The sequence below is a fragment of the Arhodomonas sp. KWT2 genome (genome assembly GCF_041949875.1).
Taxonomy (GTDB): domain Bacteria; phylum Pseudomonadota; class Gammaproteobacteria; order Nitrococcales; family Nitrococcaceae; genus Arhodomonas; species Arhodomonas aquaeolei.
In genome coordinates this window covers 46,290-63,013 of the sequence record NZ_JBHFPQ010000046.1, presented here as the reverse complement: position 1 = coordinate 63,013, position 16,724 = coordinate 46,290, and the positions used below count along the sequence as shown (strand labels likewise).

Below are 16,724 nucleotides of genomic sequence, written 5' to 3'. Positions count from 1 at the left end.
AGCGGAGAGAAGGCATGGCCATGACACGACGCCAGTTGCTCGCGGCCCTCGGGGCCGCGGCCATCATCCCCGCCGGGGTGTGGCGGCTGCTGCCGAGCGCTCGCGCCGCCGGCGAGTTCCCCCTGGAGCTCAGCGAGGCGGAGTGGCGCAAGCGGCTGACCCCACGCGAGTACGAGGTCCTGCGCGAGGAGGACACCGAGGCACCCGGCAGCAGCGAGCTCCTGCACGAGAAGCGCGCCGGGGTATACACCTGTGCCGGCTGCGACCAGCCCGTGTTCCGCTCGGAGACCAAGTTCGACAGCGGCACCGGCTGGCCGAGCTTCTACGCCCCCATCGACGGCGCGATCGGCACCCGCGAGGACCGCCGCCTGCTCGTGATGGTGCGCACCGAGGTGCACTGCAGCCGCTGCGGCGGCCATCTCGGCCACGTCTTCGAGGACGGTCCGGAGCCCACGGGGCTGCGCTACTGCCTCAACGGCGTGGCGCTTGATTTCGTCCCCGCCGGGGAGGCCCCGGCATGATGCGCCGGCTGGCCGTAATCCTCCTTGCCGCCGTCACCACCGCCGCAGGCGCCGCCGGCATGGGCAAGCCCGCGGCCGGCCCGCCACCGGAGGGACTCGCGGTGGCGACCTTCGCCGGCGGCTGCTTCTGGTGCATGGAGCCGCCGTTCGACAAGCTCGACGGCGTGCGTGAGACGATCTCCGGCTATACCGGCGGCCACGTCGAGCGACCCACCTACCGCCAGGTCGGCAGCGGCGGCACGGGTCACTACGAGGCGGAACGCGTGGTCTACGACCCGGCGAAGATCAGCTACGAGCGGCTGCTCGAGGTGTACTGGCGCAACGTCGACCCCTTCGACCCCGGCGGACAGTTCTGCGACCGCGGCCGTTCCTATCGCACGGCGATCTTCGTGCACAACGACGAGCAGCGCCGTCTCGCCGAGCAGAGCAAGGAGCGGCTGGCGCAGCGCTTCGATCACCGCATCGTCACACCGGTGGTCGACGCCTCGGCGTTCTATCCGGCGGAGGACTATCACCAGGACTACTACCGGAAGAATCCGATCCGCTACAAGTACTACCGCCTGCGCTGCGGGCGGGACCAGCGCCTGGAAGCCATCTGGGGTGACGAGGCTGGCGGGTGAGGCCCGTCCGCCATCAACCGCGTCCTTCGCCGTCCGTTCCCGGGACGGTGGCGGGCGCCTCCATACGGACGCCCTGCGCGCCGCAGAACGCCGACAGCGCCTCCAGCTCGTCGTCCGGCAGCACCAGCTCCATGACCACCCCCTCGCCGTAGTCGACCGAGCACGGCCATGCGTCGTGACCGGAGGCCCAGTGGCGCAGCGGCTGCTCGACCGCGAAGCCCATATGCAGGCGGACCCGGGAGCACGGCCGGTGACGCGTGAGCTCGAGCGCCGATAGCACCTGTTCCGTGGCACCCGCGTAGGCCCGGGTAAGGCCGCCGGCCCCCAGCTTGATACCGCCGAAATAGCGCACGACGACCACCACCACGTCGGCGATGCCCTTGTGCTGGATCACACCGAGGATGGGCCGGCCGGCGGTACCCGAAGGCTCACCGGCATCGCTCACCGCCGCGGAGGCGGCCCCCTCGGGGTCTCCGACGAGGTAGGCCCAGCAGTGATGGCGCGCGTCCGGGAACTCCGCGGTCAGCCGATCGACCACGGCGAACGCCTCCCCGCGCGTCTCCGCGCGTTCGGCGTGAGCGATGAACCGGCTCTTGCGCACCAAGGTCTCGGCACGCGCCGGACCGGCCGGCACCAGCGGGGCGGTGTCCGCCACGGCGACTCCTCCGGGAGGTGAAAGGCGTGCCGCCATACTAACCCGGACGCTTGCCCGTCCTCACCCCGGTATGCCGGGAACGCCCCTTCACCGGACCGCGGTGCCGCCCGGCAAGGGCCCGTTGCACCCGCAAGGCATACGGACACACGGCGATCAGGCACCGGATGAGACCGTGGATCCATCAAAGCTTGATGTTGCTCACACGCCGGCGACCGCCACGCCGCCAAAATGCTACAGTCGTGCGTAGCCGCGCGGATACGCGCCGTCGCGGCAACACGGCCCAATCCGAACAATAAGGCGCGGTAGGGAATGGACTGCGCCGGCCAGCAAGGAGATCATCCATGCGCGCGATGCTTCGCGGACTGCTCGCCCTGGTGCTGTGCGGCGCGTATGCCACGGCCCATGCCGACTTCTCCGACGGTGAGATCCGCATCGGGGTGCTTACCGACCTCTCCGGCGTCTCCCGCGGCGACGCCGGCCAGCTGAGCGTGGTCGCCGCCGAGGTCGCCGCCGACCGCCTGGGCGGGAATATCGACGGTGCCCCCATCCGTATCATCGCCATGGATCACGGCAGCGATGCGGATCAGGCACTGAAGGCGGCGCGGGAACTGGTCGAGACCCACCACGTGGACATGATCACCGACCTGGTGCGCTCCAACACGGCAATCCCGGTACAGCGCTATGCGACCGAGCAGGGCGTGGTGGTCATGCCCACCGGCGCGGGCGCCTCGGCACTGCACGGCAAGTACTGCTCGCCGCTCGCCTTCCACTGGGGCTTCGATAGCTACGCCCTCGCCAACGCCGTGGCCTCGGCGGTCACCCGGGACGGTGGCGACGAGTGGTTCTTCGTCACCGCGGACTACGCCTTCGGCAGCGCCATCGAGTCCGCCGCACGCGGGCTGGTCAAGCAGGCCGGCGGCGAGGTCCTCGGCGCGGCACGCTACCCGTACAAGGCCACCGACCTCACCGAGCCCCTGACGGCCGCGGAGGATTCCGGGGCCGGCGTGATCGCGCTCGCCAGCGGCGGCGAGGACACCCAGCGCGCGATCCGCCAGGGCTATGAGCTCGGCCTGGTGGACGACGAGCACCGCTTCGCCGCGCTGCTGATGTTCCTCACCGATGTCCGCGATCTCGGGCTCTACGTCGCCCGGGGCCTGCAGCTCGCCACCCCCTTCTACTGGGACCTCGACGAGGCCTCGCGCACCTTCGCCCAGGCGGTCTACGAGCGCGCCGGCGCGATGCCGACCATGATCCACGCGGGCACCTACTCGGCCACGCTGAACTACCTCCGCGCCGCCAGGAAGGCCGGCACGGACGACGCCCGGAGCGTCGCGGACACGCTGCGGGGCATGTCCATCGAGGACGCCTTCGCCCACAACGGCCACGTGCGCGAGGACGGGCTGATGGTCCACGACTTCTATCTCATGCAGGTGAAATCACCGCTGAACAGCACCTCGGCCTGGGACTATTACAAGCAGGTCAGCGTCATCCCGGGCGACGACATCCATGCCGCCCCGGACGGCAGCTGCAAGCGGTGACACCAGGCGGGGCGGCCTTCCGGTATTGGCCGCGCGGGCCGATTTGACGATAATGTGCCGCCCCAACCCCGCTGCAGGTACTCGACGACCATGGTGCCACACCCACAGGAAAAGGCCTTTCCCGTCTCCTGGGATCAGCTCCACCGCGACGCCCGCGCCCTGGCCTGGCGTCTGTCCGGCGTCGGCCAGTGGGACGCCCTGGTCTGCATCACCCGCGGCGGGCTCGTGCCCTCGGCCATCGTCGCCCGGGAACTCGGCATCCGGCTTATAGAGACCGTCTGCGTCGCCTCCTACCACGACTACGACACCCAGGGTGACCTGGTCGTGCTCAAGCACGTCACCGACGCCGTCACCAACCTCGGCGCCGGCAGCGGCGAGCGGGTGCTCATCGTCGACGACCTCGTGGACACCGGCCGCACCGCGCGCGAGGTCCGCGACATGCTCCCGAAGGCGCATTTCGCCACGGTCTACGCCAAGCCCCAGGGCTGCGAGGTGGTGGACACCTTCGTCACCGAGGTCTCCCAGGACACCTGGATCTATTTCCCCTGGGACATGAGCCTGCAGTTCACCCCGCCGCTGCACGACGGGCACTAACGGGCGACCATGGCCCGCGCCCTGCTCCCTCGCCTCTGCGACTGGCTCCACGCCCGCCGGCGCCGCTCCGTCACCGCTGCACTCAGGCGGGCGCTGGCGGCCCTGTTCACCACCGATGCGCTGCCGGAAACCAGCCGCGCGCACCGGGGGACCCTCGCCGAAGAGCTTGGCGACGACACCGACTGCGCCGAGCGCGTGCACCGCTTCCACGCCCTGCTGGAGAGGGACCTGCGCTCGGAGGCCAGGCTGCTCGAGCAGGGGCTCAACACCTACGCCCGCCAGCTCGCGGCACTGGACCGCCACCTCCGCCACGCCGAGAGCGAGCGCGCGGAGGCCATCGCCGACCACGACGCCATGAGCGACCACGTCCGCCAGCACGTCGGGGACATCCGTCAGGCGGTCTCCGGCGGGACCGCCGACGTACCGATGCAGCGCGTGGAATCACGGCTCGCGCACATCGTCGACACCCTGCGGACCTATTCCCGGCGTCAGCACGAGCGCGTGGCAGCGGCGGAATCCGAGGCGGACGCACTGCGCGGCCGGCTGCAGGAGGCCGAGGCCGAGACCGCCGAGCTACGCCGGCGCCTGGTCGAGGAGCGCAGCCGCGGGGCCACCGACACCCTCACCGGCGTCCCCAACCGCATGGCCTTCGAGGAGCGTTTCTCCGATGAGCTGGCCCGCCAGCAGCGCACCCGCCGGACCTTCGCCCTGGTCGTCGCGGATATCGATCACTTCAAGCGCGTCAATGATATCCACGGCCACCTCGCCGGCGACCGGATCCTCGTGGCCGTGGCGGAAACGCTGCGCGCCGCCCTGCGCACCACGGACATGATGGCCCGCTACGGCGGGGAGGAGTTCGTCGCGCTGCTGCCCGAAACGGACGCGGACGCGGCACGGGAGAGCGCCGACCGGCTGCTGGAGGCCGTCCGCCGGCTGCGCCCCGACGGCGGCGGCCCGGAGGCCGTCCCGGTTACGATCTCGGCCGGTGTGACCGAGGTCCAGGTCGGCGACGACATGACGGATGCCTTCGAACGCGCGGACCACGCCCTCTACGACGCCAAGCGCGCCGGACGCGACCGGATCGCCGTGCGCCTGCGTTGACACCCGGCGAGTGCCGCGTCACCAACGTCAACCACGACGACGCGGAGCGAACGCGGTGCCGGGCTAGACCCGTCGCGCTATCCAGATCACCCGGCCGACCACATCCAGGGCCGCCAGGGCCGCGCCGGAAACGTGCTGATCCGCGTAGCGGAGGCTGTCCGATCGCACCCACACCCCGCCGGACCAGTCCCGTTGCAGGCGTTTCGGCTGCAGCGCACCGTCGACGCGGAGCACGTACACAGCGTCGTCGCCGATATCGTGCCGGGTCGTGTCGACGAGAAGGCGATCCCCTTCGTTCACGGTCGGGGCCATGGAGTCGCCGCTGGCCGTGACCACGACCAGCGCCTCGGCGCACAGTCCCTCCGCGTTCAGCCACGCCGATGAGAGCGCCAGCACCGGCATCGTGTCCGCGGCACGGATCGGCGTGTATTCCCCCGCGGCGTATCGGGGCCCGGCCTCGCGTACGGTACCGGATACCTCCAGCGCCCCCTCGCCGGTCGCGAGCCACGCGACGGACACACCGCCGGCCCGGGCCAGGGCCACCAGGCGCCCCGCCGTGGGCTCGCTGGCCCCCGCGATATAACGATAGAGATGGCTCTCCGAGACACCGGCCCGCGCGGCGAGGGCCTTCTTGCCCCCGACGTGCGCGGCAATCTCGGATATGCGAGCCCCAATGGCGCCGGCATCCGTCGATGCACCCCCGTGTGAACGGCCGGCCATGTCGTTGTTTTTTCCTTCGTCAGGCATTGTCGTGTTCCACTGGCACGCCCGGGCCACCCCGGTTGCGACACACGCCCGGAAACCATTGACACGAAACTCCCGGATAAGGCAGTCTCACCCTTATCCGGGACTCCGGCGTCACGGAATGGACGGCCGGAGACCGTGTCGGCGCATGCAACGTGCCGGCCCGTGCGCCTTGAGCCACGGAGACACCGCAGTATGGACACACCGGGCGGATACCCAATCGCGCGGCGGCGGTGGCTTATGGCTGACCATAAGTGAACGAGCATACCGGGCGGCAGACGATCGCGTCATGTCGACCATGTCCCATTACCGGGAACGCCCCGGGAAAGGACGACGCAATGGCGGCGCGAGCCATGCACCCGCGTAAACCCCGCGACTGCATGGCACCGGTGCAGGGACACGCCAGAACCAGCCCCCCGTGCCGCGCACGGATGCACGGGACGTGCGCAGAGGTAGGGATCAATGGCTCAGGACGAGCAGGCTGAGCGCGGCAGGCCAATCACACGCACCATCCCCGGTAACATCCCCCGACGCCTTGCCCTCCGCGCCCTGGCGCTGCTGCAGCGTTGCAGCCCCGGACGGCAGAGCACGGCGTGCAGGGCCTGCCCGTACCGCAGGCGCCTGCGCGAGAGCGAGGCAAAGATCGCGGAGCTTCGTCGGCGCCTTGCCGAGGAACGCAACCGCGGGGCCACCGATGCCCTCACCGGCATCTACAACCGCAAGGCCTTCCAGGAGCGCTTTGCCGTCGAGCTGGCGCGACGCCAGCGCTACGGCCGGCGCCTGTCACTGATCATCCTCGACATCGATCACTTCAAGGGGGTCAACGACGCCTACGGCCACGTCACCGGCGACCGCATCCTCACCGCCGTCGCCAGCCGGCTTCAGGCAGAGGTGCGCGCCATCGACCTGCTCGCCCGTTACGGCGGCGAGGAGTTCGTGGTGCTGCTGCCGGAGACCGACCTGCAGCAGGCCCGCCACACCGCCGGCAAGCTGCTGGCACGGATACGCGACGAGCACTTCCAAACCGGCGAGCACAAAATCGGTATCACGATCTCGGCAGGCGTGACGGAGGTACGCAGCGACGATACGGCGGCACGGGCACTGGAGCGTTCCGACGCCGGGCTCTATGCGGCGAAGAACGGCGGGCGTAACCGCATCGGCGTCTCCGGGGACTAGGCGAGCCGCGCCAGGAAGGCAGCGCTGGCGGCCACCGCCCGGTCAAGGTTGCCCGCCTCGGTCTCGCCGCTGCGCTTGCGCGGCTTGAAGGAGTGATCGCCGTCCGGCACCCAGGTCACCGCAATGGTGGAGGCGAGCTCGTAGGCCGCGACTTCGTCCGGCCGGCCGAACGGGTCACGCTCGCCCTGCAGGATCAGCGCCGGTGTCGACAGCGCCGCCAGGTGCGCGACCCGCGGCCGCTCGGGCCGGCCCGGGGGATGGAAGGGGTAGCCGAGGACGAGCAGTCCCCGGGCGCCGAGCTCGTCCGCGACCAGGCTTGCCATGCGTCCGCCCATGGATTTGCCGCCGATGGCCACGGTCCCCGGCCAGCGCTCGCGCACCGCCGCGACGACCTCGCGGTAGCACCCGAGCAACGTCTCCTGCCGGTCCGGGCCACGTCGCTTACCGTCCTCGCGCCGCCTCGCCATGTACGGGAACTCGAAACGCACCACGCGGTGGCCCGCCGCGGCGAGCCCTCCGGCGATGTGCGTCATGAACGGTGTGTCCATGGCGGCACCGGCGCCGTGGGCGAGGACGACCGTGACCGCCGCGCCCCCCGGCCCGTCAATCAGCCACTCGCTCACCCGTCGTCGCCATCCCCGGTGTCGGGGACCAGCATCAGCCCCTCCATCACCTGCACCGCACGCCCGGCAACGCGGACACCGCGGATCGCCTCGGGCTCACCCTGGACCTCGACCCAGGCCTCACCCGGCCGGCCCAGCCAGTGCCCCTGCTCCACGGAGAAACGGGCGTGCGGAATGAGTCCGTGGTGCCAGAGGTAGGCCGCCAGGCCGCCGCTTGCCGAGCCATTGAAGCTGTGCTCGAAGGCGTTCGGTGGTGCGCCGAAATGGCGGGAGAACACGTCACCGCTGTCGGTGGCGCCCCCGAGGGCGAACAGATGGGCCCCCACGAAACCGCCGAAACGGTGGAGCTCGGCATAGGCGTCGAGCCGGACACGGGCGCGCCGCAGCGCGTCCTCGCTCACCACGGGCACCATCAGGTGCGGGATCACGGTATTCACCGTCTGCACCGGCGCGTCATCCCGCAGGTCCGAGAGCTCCAGGCCGAATACCGTCGCGATCTCTGCCGGATCCTGGGCCTCGAAGAAATCCGGCGGCGGCTGCGTGACCGACAGCAGCGGCATATCCCCGCCGGAATGGGTCACGTCCATCTCGACCACGCCGTGGTTGGTCTCGATGCCCAGGCGCTGGATGTGCCCGTCGCCCCGCGCCAGGCGTCCCTTGGTCAGCAGCGCATGGGTGAGCGCCACCGCGAGGTGGCCGAACAGCGGCACCTCCTCGCGCCCGACGAACGAGCGTGCCCCCACCTCGGCCACTGTCTGGTCCTCCGGATCCATGGCGAACACGGTCGCGGAGACGCCCAGCTCGTCGGAGAGCGTGCTCATCATCTCGTCGTCGAGGCCATCCGCGTCGAGTACCACGGCGCAGGCCACGCCGCCGAAGGCCGTCGCGGTGAAGGCATCCACCTGAATGATCGGTACTGCTTGCATGCCGTTATCCCTGTCGTCGCCAACCAGGCCGGAAACGGGTGCCGGACACCCACGGTGCCCCGCACCATAACCGCTGGCACCGGTGCCGTCACTCGGTGGGCCGGTCAGAAACGTTCCGTGGCGGGCCGCAGGTCGAGCTCCTGGGTCCACGCATTGGGGGGCTGGCAGTGGAGCTGCCAGTAGCTCTCGGCGATCGCAGCGGGCTCGAGCCGGTCGTTGTCGGCGGCCCCGTCGGGCGGTCCGATGCGCCCGTCGATGACGACATGGGCCACGTGCACACCCTCGGGCCCGAGCTCCCGGGCCAGGCTCTGGGAGAGCGCACGGATGCCGAACTTGGGGACCGCGAGGGTGGCGAACCCGGCACCGCCGCGCCATGCCGCCGTGGCCCCGGTGAACAGCAGGCTGCCCCGTCCCCGCGGTGCCATGTGACGCGCGGCCTCGCGCGCGACGATGAAACCACCCAGACACCCCACCCGCCAGCACCGCTCGAAGGTGGCCACGGAAATGTCGCGGATACCGCCGGGCTCGAAAGTCCCGGCGTTGTACACCACCGCCTCCACCGGACCGAGCTCGGCGTCGGCGGCGTCGAACACGGCTGCCACCTGGGCCTCGTCGGTGGCATCGCAGGGATAGGGAAGGACCTGCCCTTCGTCGGCGTCCATACCGGCGGCGATATCGGCCAGCCGCTCGGCGCCGCGGGCGATCATCGCGACGTTCAGACCACCGGCGGCGAAACGCTGTACCAGCGCCGCACCGAGCCCGGGGCCAACCCCGACGACCAACGCGCTGCCCCTGCCCATAGCACTGTCTCCGGACGATGCCTTTATGGACAGTTTAGACGGGCAACCCCGCCATCGCCGCCGCCTTCAGGCGTCGCCGTTGCCCAGAACGGCCTGGCGGCGCTCGCGGCCGAAGGTCATCATCCGCCCGAGCGAGATCCGGGCCTGCTCGGCCACGGCCTCGTCCACGAAGATCTCGTTGTCCAGGCGCTCCAGCGCACCAGCGAGGTTGCGCAGGCCGTTCATCGCCATCCACGGGCAGTGGGCACAGCTCTGGCAGGTGGCGCTGCGCCCCGCCGTGGGCGCCTCCATGAGCTCCTTGTCCGGCGCGGCCTCGCGCATCTTGTGAAAGATGCCGTTGTCGGTGGCAACGATGAACCGCGATGCCGACGAGGTCGTGAGCGCCTGCAGCAGCTGCGAGGTCGAGCCGACGACGTCCGCCTGCTCCACCACCGAGCGCGGCGATTCCGGGTGTACCAGCACCGGCGCATCGGGGTAGCGCGCGCGCAGCTGTTCGAGCTCGCTACCCTTGAACTCCTCGTGGACGATGCAAGCCCCGTCCCACAGGAGCATGTCCGCGCCGGTCTCGCGGCGGATGTAATCGCCGAGGTGGCGGTCCGGCCCCCAGAGGATCGGCTCGCCGCGCGCGTGGAGGTGCCGGATGACGTCCACCGCAATGCTGGAGGTCACGACCCAGTCCGCACGCGCCTTCACCGCCGCGCTGGTGTTGGCGTAGACCACCACCGTGCGCTCCGGGTGGGCGTCGCAGAAGGCGGCGAACTCGTCCGGCGGGCAGCCCTCGTCCAGCGAACAGGTCGCCTCCAGCTCGGGCATGATCACGCGCTTGTCCGGGGTGAGGATCTTGGCGGTCTCACCCATGAAGCGCACGCCCGCCACCACCAGGGTCGAGGCAGGGTGATCCGCGCCGAAGCGCGCCATGTCCAGGGAGTCCGAGACGTGGCCGCCGGTCTCGTCCGCCAGGGCCTGGATCTCCGGGGCCGTGTAGTAGTGCGCCACGAGCACCGCGTCGCGGGCCTCGAGCAGCTCGCGAATGCGTGCCCGCAGGGTATCGGCCTCACCGGCGCGCAGGGTCTCGTCCGCGCTGAAGGCCTCGGCCCGCAGGTGTGTGCCGGTGCGTGCCGGCTCGGCGTTGTTCATCGCCAGTCCTCCCCACACCGGGACGCACCCGGTGTCACTTGATGATCTCGACCCGGCCCGGTGTCCGGCGCCGGTACAGCCGCGCAGGGCGGTGATTGCCCGCGCGGTAGGTCTCGCCGGTGGGCTCGACGCACTCCAGCGCACCAATGCGCTTGCGAAAGTTGCGCTTGTCCAGCGGTTCGCCGCCGATGACCTCGTAAACGCCCTGCAGGTGGCTGAGGGTAAAACGCTCCGGCATCAGCTCCAGGGCGATGGTGGAATAGGCGAGCTTGGCCGACAGCCGGCGGTGCGCCATGGCCACCATCTCCGCGTGATCGAAGGCGAGCGGCGGGAGCGCGTCCACCGCGTGCCAGGCGGCGTCCGGCCCGTCCGGCAGCCCCGCCGCCACGCTCGCCGGCACCAGCGCGAAGTACGCCACCGCCACCACCCGCCCGCGGGGATCGCGTCCGGGACGGCCGAAGGTGTAGAGCTGCTCGCGGTAGACACGGTCCAGTCCCACGTCGCCGCCGAGCACCCGCTGGGCCCCCTCCTCCGGGGACTCATCGTCGCGAAGCAGCGTGCCGGGCAGCGCCAGGCTGCCGGCAAACGGCGTGCGGTGCCGGCGCTGCAGGCGCACCCGCAACGCGTCGTCGCCGACACTGAAGACCACCACATCCGCGGACACCCCCAGCCAGCCGGCCGGGCACACCGCCTCCGCCTCGCGCACCGTCGTGTCCCTCCACGTACAGGAGCCTCCAACTTAGTGTCGAATCAACACTATGTCAATTCGGTTGCACCCGCCCTCACCGGTACCGCCGCACCGCCGGAGCGCACGAAAACGAGAAGACACCATCACCGGATGCGAGGATATGCGCCCTGCCCGGGGTAGACACGGCCGCTGCCATGGGAACGGCGGTCATGGCGCATCACGATCAGGGCGACGCCCGGATGAAGGGCCATCGGCCGCCGCAGAGGCAACCCCGACACCATGGACCGGGGCCTCTATCGATCGTGGCCAGAAAGGGCGTGCCGCCTGTGTACGACGAAGATGACGCGATCAATGCCGTGGGAACGTCCCTGCGGCCGGTGCCCCTACCCCTGCCCGACGGCACCGCCGAAGGGATGGCCCTTCAGCCACTCGCAGGTCTCGGCGATGGTCGTGGGGATATCGCGCATGGCCACACCCAGGCTGTCGCGGCGGGTGAAATCGAAGCGTGTCGGCGCTTCGGGCTCGCCGTCGAGCGGCGCAGGCAGCCCGGACGCCGGCACATGCCGGGCGAACTCCGCATAGAGGTCACGCCACGACCAGCTGTCGTACACGGCGAAATAGCGGCCCTGCGCCCGCGGATCCTCGTAAGCGGCGAGGAACAGCGCGGCCACGTCGGCCACGTGGGAAACGGACATGGACCCCGCCGGCACGGACTGATGCCAGCCCTGCTCACCGCGGCTCAGCCGCACGAGGAGGCTGTGACTGCCGTTCTCGAGGTGCCGGGGCAGGACCACCGGCCCGAGCATCATGGTCGGCAGGAGGATGCACAGCCGCTGGCCGTGGCCCTCGCAGAACTCGCGGACCGCGCGCTCCATCACGATCTTCTCGGCGGCGGTGAACTTTCCCGCCGCGATCTGCCGCTCCGGATCCGAGACGGCGTTCGCCTCGGTCTTCACCGCGACGGGTTCGGGCGGGTTGGTGCTCGAGGTCGAGGAGCACAGGATGACGTTGCCGACCCCCTGGCGGTCGGTGGCGCGCAGGACGTTAAGGCATCCCTCCTCGACGGGTCGGACGATCTCGTCGTAGCCCCGCTGGCGGTCGAGCCCGCTCGCCGGCGTGCCGTCCTGCGCCCGATAGATCGGCGGGAGGCAGGCGATGAACACCGCATCGGCCCCCTCGAGCGCGGCATCGAAGCTCGTGCTGTCCCCGGCGTCCGCGGAGAACAGCGTAAGCCGCTCCCCGGCCCCCGGCAATGCCATGAGATAGCGGCGTTTATCGTCGTCGCCGGCATCGCGCATCGTGCCGTTGACGTGATAGCCCCGTTCGAGTGCCGCCTTGACGATATTGGAGCCGACCAGGCCGCTGGCTCCCGCCACGCAGAGTGTTTTCCGGCTAGTCATGTCGAATTCCGATCCGTTCTGGATGATGTGCAGGCTGAAGCCGTGACCTCCGCCCCGGCACCCCGGGCTCGCGGGGCCGTGCCCGCCGCGGATCCGCTCCAGAAAGGCGCCTGCCGTGGGGCCGGCGCAGGCACGGTCCGTGGCGGGTCACGGGAAGACCGCCCATCAGGCGGACAGCTGGTCGCCGACCGGCAGCCGGCGGATGCGCCTGCCTGTCGCGGCGTGGATCGCATTGCACAGTGCCGGCGCCACCGGCGGGAGCCCGGGCTCTCCGACGCCGCCGATCGCGGCCTCGCTGTCGGGGTTGATCAGATGCACACGCGTCTCGCGAGGCGCCCTGTCGATGCGGGGGACCAGGTACTGGTGGAAGTTGTCCTGCTGGACCCGTCCCTCGCTGAAGGTGATCTCGCTCTGCATCGCGATACCGATACCCATGACGCAGGCCCCCTCGAGCTGTGCCCGTATGCGCTCGGGATTGACCTGGGGACCGCAGTCGAAGGCGATGTCGGCACTGTGGATGATGAGGCCGCCGCCGTCGCCGAGCTCCACGTCGAACACTACCGCCGTGTACGAGACGAAGCTGTTGTGCACGGCCAGTCCCAGTCCCCTGCCCTTCGGCAGGTCGCGCCCCCACCCGGCCTCGGCCGTGGCCTTCTCGATGACGGCGCGCATCCGGCCGATATCGATGGGGTAACGCTCGGGGTTCTCGCCGTAGTTCCACGGATCGCCGAAGGTCCGGGGGTCGATCTCGCGGGAGGGCCCCAGCAGCTCGAGCAGATAGTCCCGGTGATCACGCCCGGCGGCCTCGGCGAGCTCCGCGGCGAAGCTCTGGATGGCAAAGGCGTGGGGCAGGTTGTAGACGGACCGGAACCAGCCGATTCGCACGTGTGCCGGCGCCTCGGGATTCTCCAGGCGGATGGCCGGGATATCGAAGGGCATGGTGTTGAACCCCTGCCCCAGCTCGAACGGGGCGATGTGCTCCGGGTCGGGGGCGAACAGCGAGCCGATGCTCGGCGACAGGGTTCGGTGGCGCCAGCCGAGTGCCCGACCGTCCGCATCCAGGCCCGCCTCCAGGCGGTCGACGGAGACCGCGTGGAAATACGTGTGGTGGAGGTCGTCGTCCCGTGTCCACTGCACGCGTACCGGTCGGCCGTCGAACGCCTTTGTCAGGCTGGCGGCCTCCTGGGCGAAGTCCGGCTTGGATTTGCGCCCGAAACCACCGCCGAGCAGCGTCACGTTGACCGTGACGTCCTCCGGCTCGAGCCCGAGCCGCTTGGCCACCCCGGAGCGGGTGGCGCCCGGGTTCTGTACCGGGGCCCAGACCTCGGCGCGGCCGTTCACGATGCGCGCCACCGCCACCGGCGGCTCCATCGGCGCCTGTGCCATGTGCGGCATGTAGTAGGTGGCGCTCACGCGCTCCGCGGCATCCGCCAGGGCGCTTTCGATATCCCCCTCGTCACGGATCACCTTGCCCGGCGCGCGGGCGGTCTGCTGCAGCTGCTTGCGGTAGGCCTCCGAGTCATAGGCGGCGTTATCGCCGGCGCTCTCGAGGTTCCAGTCGATCTTCAGCGCCTTGCGCCCCTGGATCGCCGCCCAGGTGTTCTCGGCGACCACGGCGACACCGCCCAATGGCTTGAAGCCCGCCGGCTGACCGGTGCCGTCGATCTCCACCGTCCGCAAGACGCCGGGGACCTTTAGCGCCTCGCCGTCGTCGACGCTGCGCAGCATGGCGCCGTAGACCGGCGGCCGCGCCACGACGGCATACAGCATGTCCTCGAACACGACATCGGCGCCGTAGACGGCCTGCCCGGTGACGATATCCTCGCCGTCGATCGCCTTCGGGCGCACGACACTGCCCCGCTTCACGTCGTAGGCGGGACCGGCATCCTCGCCGATGTAGCGCCACTCGGACTGCGGCTTGAGCTCGAGACGCTCCCGCGGCGGCACCGACAGCTCCCGGGCCGCGGCGGCCAGATCCCCGAAACCGAGCTCCCGGCCACTGGCAGCGTGGACCACGGCGTGCACCCGGGCATGGCACTCGGAGGCCGGCACGCCCCAGCGCTCGGCAGCGGCGCGCTCCAGCATCATCCTCGCGGCCGCGCCGGCGCGACGTATCGGCGCGAACCAGTGGCGCATGCTGCGCGAGCCGTCCGTGTTCTGGTTACCGTACTTCTCCTGGTCCGCCGGTGCCTGCTCGACACGCACGCGGTCCCAGTCGGCACCGAGCTCGTCGGCGGCCACCATCACGAGGCTGGTGCGTATGCCCTGCCCCATTTCGGCACGATGGTTGGTGACCGTGACCGTGCCGTCCGCGTCGATGCGGATGAACACGTTCGGGTCGTCGACCCAGCCATGGGGCATGGCGTCGGCGCCATACTCCTTCTCCTCCTCGCCGAGCGCGAGGTCCCAGCGGGCCGCGAGCACCAGGGCGCTCCCGGCGGCCAATCCCTTGAGAAAGTGACGGCGGCTGACGTTGGCGAGCAGCAGATCGTCCACCGGGGTGTTCATGCCTCGTCCTCCTGCGTTGCCGCGGCCCTGTGGATGGCCTGGCGGATGCGGGCGTAGGTGCCACAACGGCAGATGTTGCCGCTCATGGCCTGGTTGATCTGCTCGTCATCCGGTGCCGGGTTGTCCCGGAGAAGTGCGGTGGCACTCATGATCTGGCCGGCCTGGCAGTAGCCGCACTGGGCGACGCCGAGATCGAGCCAGGCCTGCTGGACACGCCGGCCCACCGCATCCTCGCTCATGGCCTCGATGGTCGTGACGGCCTTGCCTTCGGCCTGGGAGACCGGTGTGACACAGGAGCGAACCGGTTCGCCGTCGAGATGGACGGTGCAGGTGCCGCACAGCGACATCCCGCAGCCGTACTTCGTGCCCGTCAGGCGACTGACGTCACGCAGATACCAGAGCAGCGGGGTCTGGGGGTCACCGTCGAAGCGGTGGGTCTTTCCATTGACGGTAAAGGTACTCATGGTCGTTCCTCACGATTCAGTGCGGGCATGTCATGCCGGCCCCGCTAACCGTGTTTGCCTTTGATCGAGTGTGGATATGGGAGACGCGCGAAACGGACCATCGCGCGCGGCCGAGCCAGTGGTCACGCTCCCGCCCACCCGGCGGCGGATGCACGGCGTGTCCCCGGCCGGGCCCCGGAGGACGGCCCTGCAAAAGTCGCCATAGGCACGGTGCCCGGGAACCGGACACCGTGCAGATTGCATAGAAGGCGCTACCGGACGTCTTTCATTCCCCTTTCCGCGATTCGAAAACGTCCCGGGCAACGGGCAGCGCCGAGAAGACATTGGGCCAACCGGCGTAGAACGCCAGGTGCGAGAGCATCGCCGAGGCCTCGTCCTTGGTGAGGCCGTTATCCATCGCGCGGTTGAGATGGAACGGGATCTGCTCCACATGGCCGGCGGCGATCAGCGCGGACACCGTGACGAGACTGCGCTCGCGTGGCTCGAGCGCCGGGCGCAGCCACAGGTCACGGAAGAGGAGCTCCTCGGTATTGTCCACCACGCCCTGGGACACATCGCCATAACGCTTCTGCACGTAGGCCTGGCGTTCCGCCTCCGCCTCCTTGTCGAGGGGGAGCATCTCCTGCGGCGCCGCAGCCGGGAGCTCGTCACGGGAGATACCGCGCTGCTCGTACACCGCCGCCGCCGCATCGACGGCGGTCATGGCGTTCTGCCACCCCGCATAAAAGGCGAGATGCGTGATGGTCTCGGAGATCGCCGCGGGGCTGACGCCGTTGTCGAGGGCGACACGGATGTAGTTCGGCAGGTCCTCGCCCTGGTTACGGGCGATGAGCGCCGCCACCGTGACGAGGGACCGGTCCCGTTTCGATAGCGCATCGTCCTGCCACTCACGCCCGAGCAGGTCGTCCCTGGTATAGCGCTCCAGGGCCGGGGCAACACTGGAGAGCTTCCCGGTATCGACGTCGACGCCCGGCTGCGCCATGGCGGCCGGTGCGGCGAGAGACAGGGTGAACGCGGCGAATACGGCTGCTCGCATGGCTCGTTCCTCAGTGGCTACTGAATACCGCGGTTGGGAAACCCGGTGGCAATCACACCGTCCGAGGACCGTAACTGCCTGCCGCCGTTGGATTAACCAGCCCGGCTCCATAGGAGCCATGAGTCGCACTCATCAATACGGGGAAGCGCTCCCCCTCTTGCCGGCGGGGTGAGAGCCGCGTCAGCGAACCGCC

17 protein-coding genes are annotated in these 16,724 nt (G+C 70.0%); 6 read left to right on the top strand and 11 right to left on the bottom strand.

Translation table 11 applies throughout. From position 1 onward, the window contains the following. Window positions 1–14: 14 nt before the first annotated feature. Both msrB and msrA read left to right on the top strand, forming a co-directional pair. Window positions 15–521: a peptide-methionine (R)-S-oxide reductase MsrB gene (gene msrB, locus ACEZHJ_RS11355; RefSeq protein WP_018717783.1), complete on the top strand. Its 507-nt coding sequence runs from the start codon at window positions 15–17 to the stop codon at window positions 519–521. Next, window positions 518–1,141 (top strand): peptide-methionine (S)-S-oxide reductase MsrA, encoded by a 624-nt coding sequence (gene msrA, locus ACEZHJ_RS11350; RefSeq protein WP_018717782.1) that lies wholly within the window; start codon window positions 518–520, stop codon window positions 1,139–1,141. Before msrB ends, msrA begins: the two co-directional genes overlap by 4 nt. A 13-nt stretch (window positions 1,142–1,154) precedes the next feature. Here msrA and ACEZHJ_RS11345 read toward each other — a convergent pair whose 3' ends face one another. Continuing rightward, window positions 1,155–1,796 carry a YigZ family protein gene (locus tag ACEZHJ_RS11345; protein WP_205599767.1) on the bottom strand — a complete coding sequence of 214 codons (642 nt, stop codon included), beginning with the start codon at window positions 1,794–1,796 and terminating at the stop codon, window positions 1,155–1,157. Window positions 1,797–2,137: 341 nt separating this feature from the next. Here ACEZHJ_RS11345 and ACEZHJ_RS11340 point away from each other — a divergent pair, with 341 nt between their 5' ends. From ACEZHJ_RS11340 to ACEZHJ_RS11330, 3 genes are all read left to right on the top strand, one after another. After that, window positions 2,138–3,334: an ABC transporter substrate-binding protein gene (locus tag ACEZHJ_RS11340; RefSeq protein ID WP_018717780.1), complete on the top strand. Its 1,197-nt coding sequence runs from the start codon at window positions 2,138–2,140 to the stop codon at window positions 3,332–3,334. Window positions 3,335–3,424: 90 nt separating this feature from the next. After that, window positions 3,425–3,928, top strand: coding sequence for a xanthine phosphoribosyltransferase (gpt, locus tag ACEZHJ_RS11335; protein WP_018717779.1), 504 nt, complete (start codon window positions 3,425–3,427; stop codon window positions 3,926–3,928). Between the two features lie 9 nt (window positions 3,929–3,937). Further along, window positions 3,938–5,029 (top strand): diguanylate cyclase, encoded by a 1,092-nt coding sequence (locus ACEZHJ_RS11330; protein ID WP_018717778.1) that lies wholly within the window; start codon window positions 3,938–3,940, stop codon window positions 5,027–5,029. Window positions 5,030–5,092: 63 nt separating this feature from the next. On the opposite strand, the gene ACEZHJ_RS11325 is transcribed toward ACEZHJ_RS11330, so the two are convergent. After that, window positions 5,093–5,749 (bottom strand): S24 family peptidase, encoded by a 657-nt coding sequence (locus ACEZHJ_RS11325; RefSeq protein ID WP_018717777.1) that lies wholly within the window; start codon window positions 5,747–5,749, stop codon window positions 5,093–5,095. A 486-nt stretch (window positions 5,750–6,235) separates the two neighbouring features. Between ACEZHJ_RS11325 and ACEZHJ_RS11320 the strand changes: the two genes are divergently transcribed. Next, window positions 6,236–6,949, top strand: a complete 714-nt coding sequence (locus ACEZHJ_RS11320; RefSeq protein ID WP_018717776.1) for a GGDEF domain-containing protein — start codon at window positions 6,236–6,238, stop codon at window positions 6,947–6,949. Here ACEZHJ_RS11320 and ACEZHJ_RS11315 read toward each other — a convergent pair. From ACEZHJ_RS11315 to ACEZHJ_RS11275, 9 genes are all read right to left on the bottom strand, one after another. Next, entirely contained in the window at window positions 6,946–7,572 is a 627-nt protein-coding gene (locus ACEZHJ_RS11315; RefSeq protein WP_018717775.1) for an alpha/beta family hydrolase, read from the bottom strand. The genes ACEZHJ_RS11320 and ACEZHJ_RS11315 overlap by 4 nt on opposite strands. Further along, complete coding sequence (locus ACEZHJ_RS11310; protein WP_018717774.1) at window positions 7,569–8,498, bottom strand: PhzF family phenazine biosynthesis protein; 930 nt, start codon at window positions 8,496–8,498, stop codon at window positions 7,569–7,571. The genes ACEZHJ_RS11315 and ACEZHJ_RS11310 overlap by 4 nt, the downstream gene beginning before the upstream one ends. Window positions 8,499–8,602: 104 nt before the next feature. After that, window positions 8,603–9,298 carry an SDR family NAD(P)-dependent oxidoreductase gene (locus ACEZHJ_RS11305; protein ID WP_163141604.1) on the bottom strand — a complete coding sequence of 232 codons (696 nt, stop codon included), beginning with the start codon at window positions 9,296–9,298 and terminating at the stop codon, window positions 8,603–8,605. Between the two features lie 66 nt (window positions 9,299–9,364). Next, complete coding sequence (gene nadA, locus ACEZHJ_RS11300; protein WP_375036512.1) at window positions 9,365–10,435, bottom strand: quinolinate synthase; 1,071 nt, start codon at window positions 10,433–10,435, stop codon at window positions 9,365–9,367. Between the two features lie 34 nt (window positions 10,436–10,469). After that, the gene (locus ACEZHJ_RS11295) at window positions 10,470–11,141 is read right to left on the bottom strand and encodes an NUDIX domain-containing protein (RefSeq protein ID WP_018717771.1); all 672 of its coding nucleotides are present in this window, start codon (window positions 11,139–11,141) and stop codon (window positions 10,470–10,472) included. Between the two features lie 365 nt (window positions 11,142–11,506). After that, window positions 11,507–12,523 carry an NAD-dependent epimerase/dehydratase family protein gene (locus tag ACEZHJ_RS11290; RefSeq protein WP_040409329.1) on the bottom strand — a complete coding sequence of 339 codons (1,017 nt, stop codon included), beginning with the start codon at window positions 12,521–12,523 and terminating at the stop codon, window positions 11,507–11,509. Window positions 12,524–12,688: 165 nt separating this feature from the next. Continuing rightward, the gene (locus tag ACEZHJ_RS11285; RefSeq protein ID WP_163141769.1) at window positions 12,689–15,031 is read right to left on the bottom strand and encodes a xanthine dehydrogenase family protein molybdopterin-binding subunit; all 2,343 of its coding nucleotides are present in this window, start codon (window positions 15,029–15,031) and stop codon (window positions 12,689–12,691) included. Then, window positions 15,028–15,495 (bottom strand): (2Fe-2S)-binding protein, encoded by a 468-nt coding sequence (locus tag ACEZHJ_RS11280; RefSeq protein WP_018717768.1) that lies wholly within the window; start codon window positions 15,493–15,495, stop codon window positions 15,028–15,030. Before ACEZHJ_RS11280 ends, ACEZHJ_RS11285 begins: the two co-directional genes overlap by 4 nt. 265 nt (window positions 15,496–15,760) lie before the next feature. Then, the gene (locus tag ACEZHJ_RS11275) at window positions 15,761–16,531 is read right to left on the bottom strand and encodes a carboxymuconolactone decarboxylase family protein (RefSeq protein ID WP_018717767.1); all 771 of its coding nucleotides are present in this window, start codon (window positions 16,529–16,531) and stop codon (window positions 15,761–15,763) included. Between the last annotated feature and the right edge of the window lie 193 nt (window positions 16,532–16,724).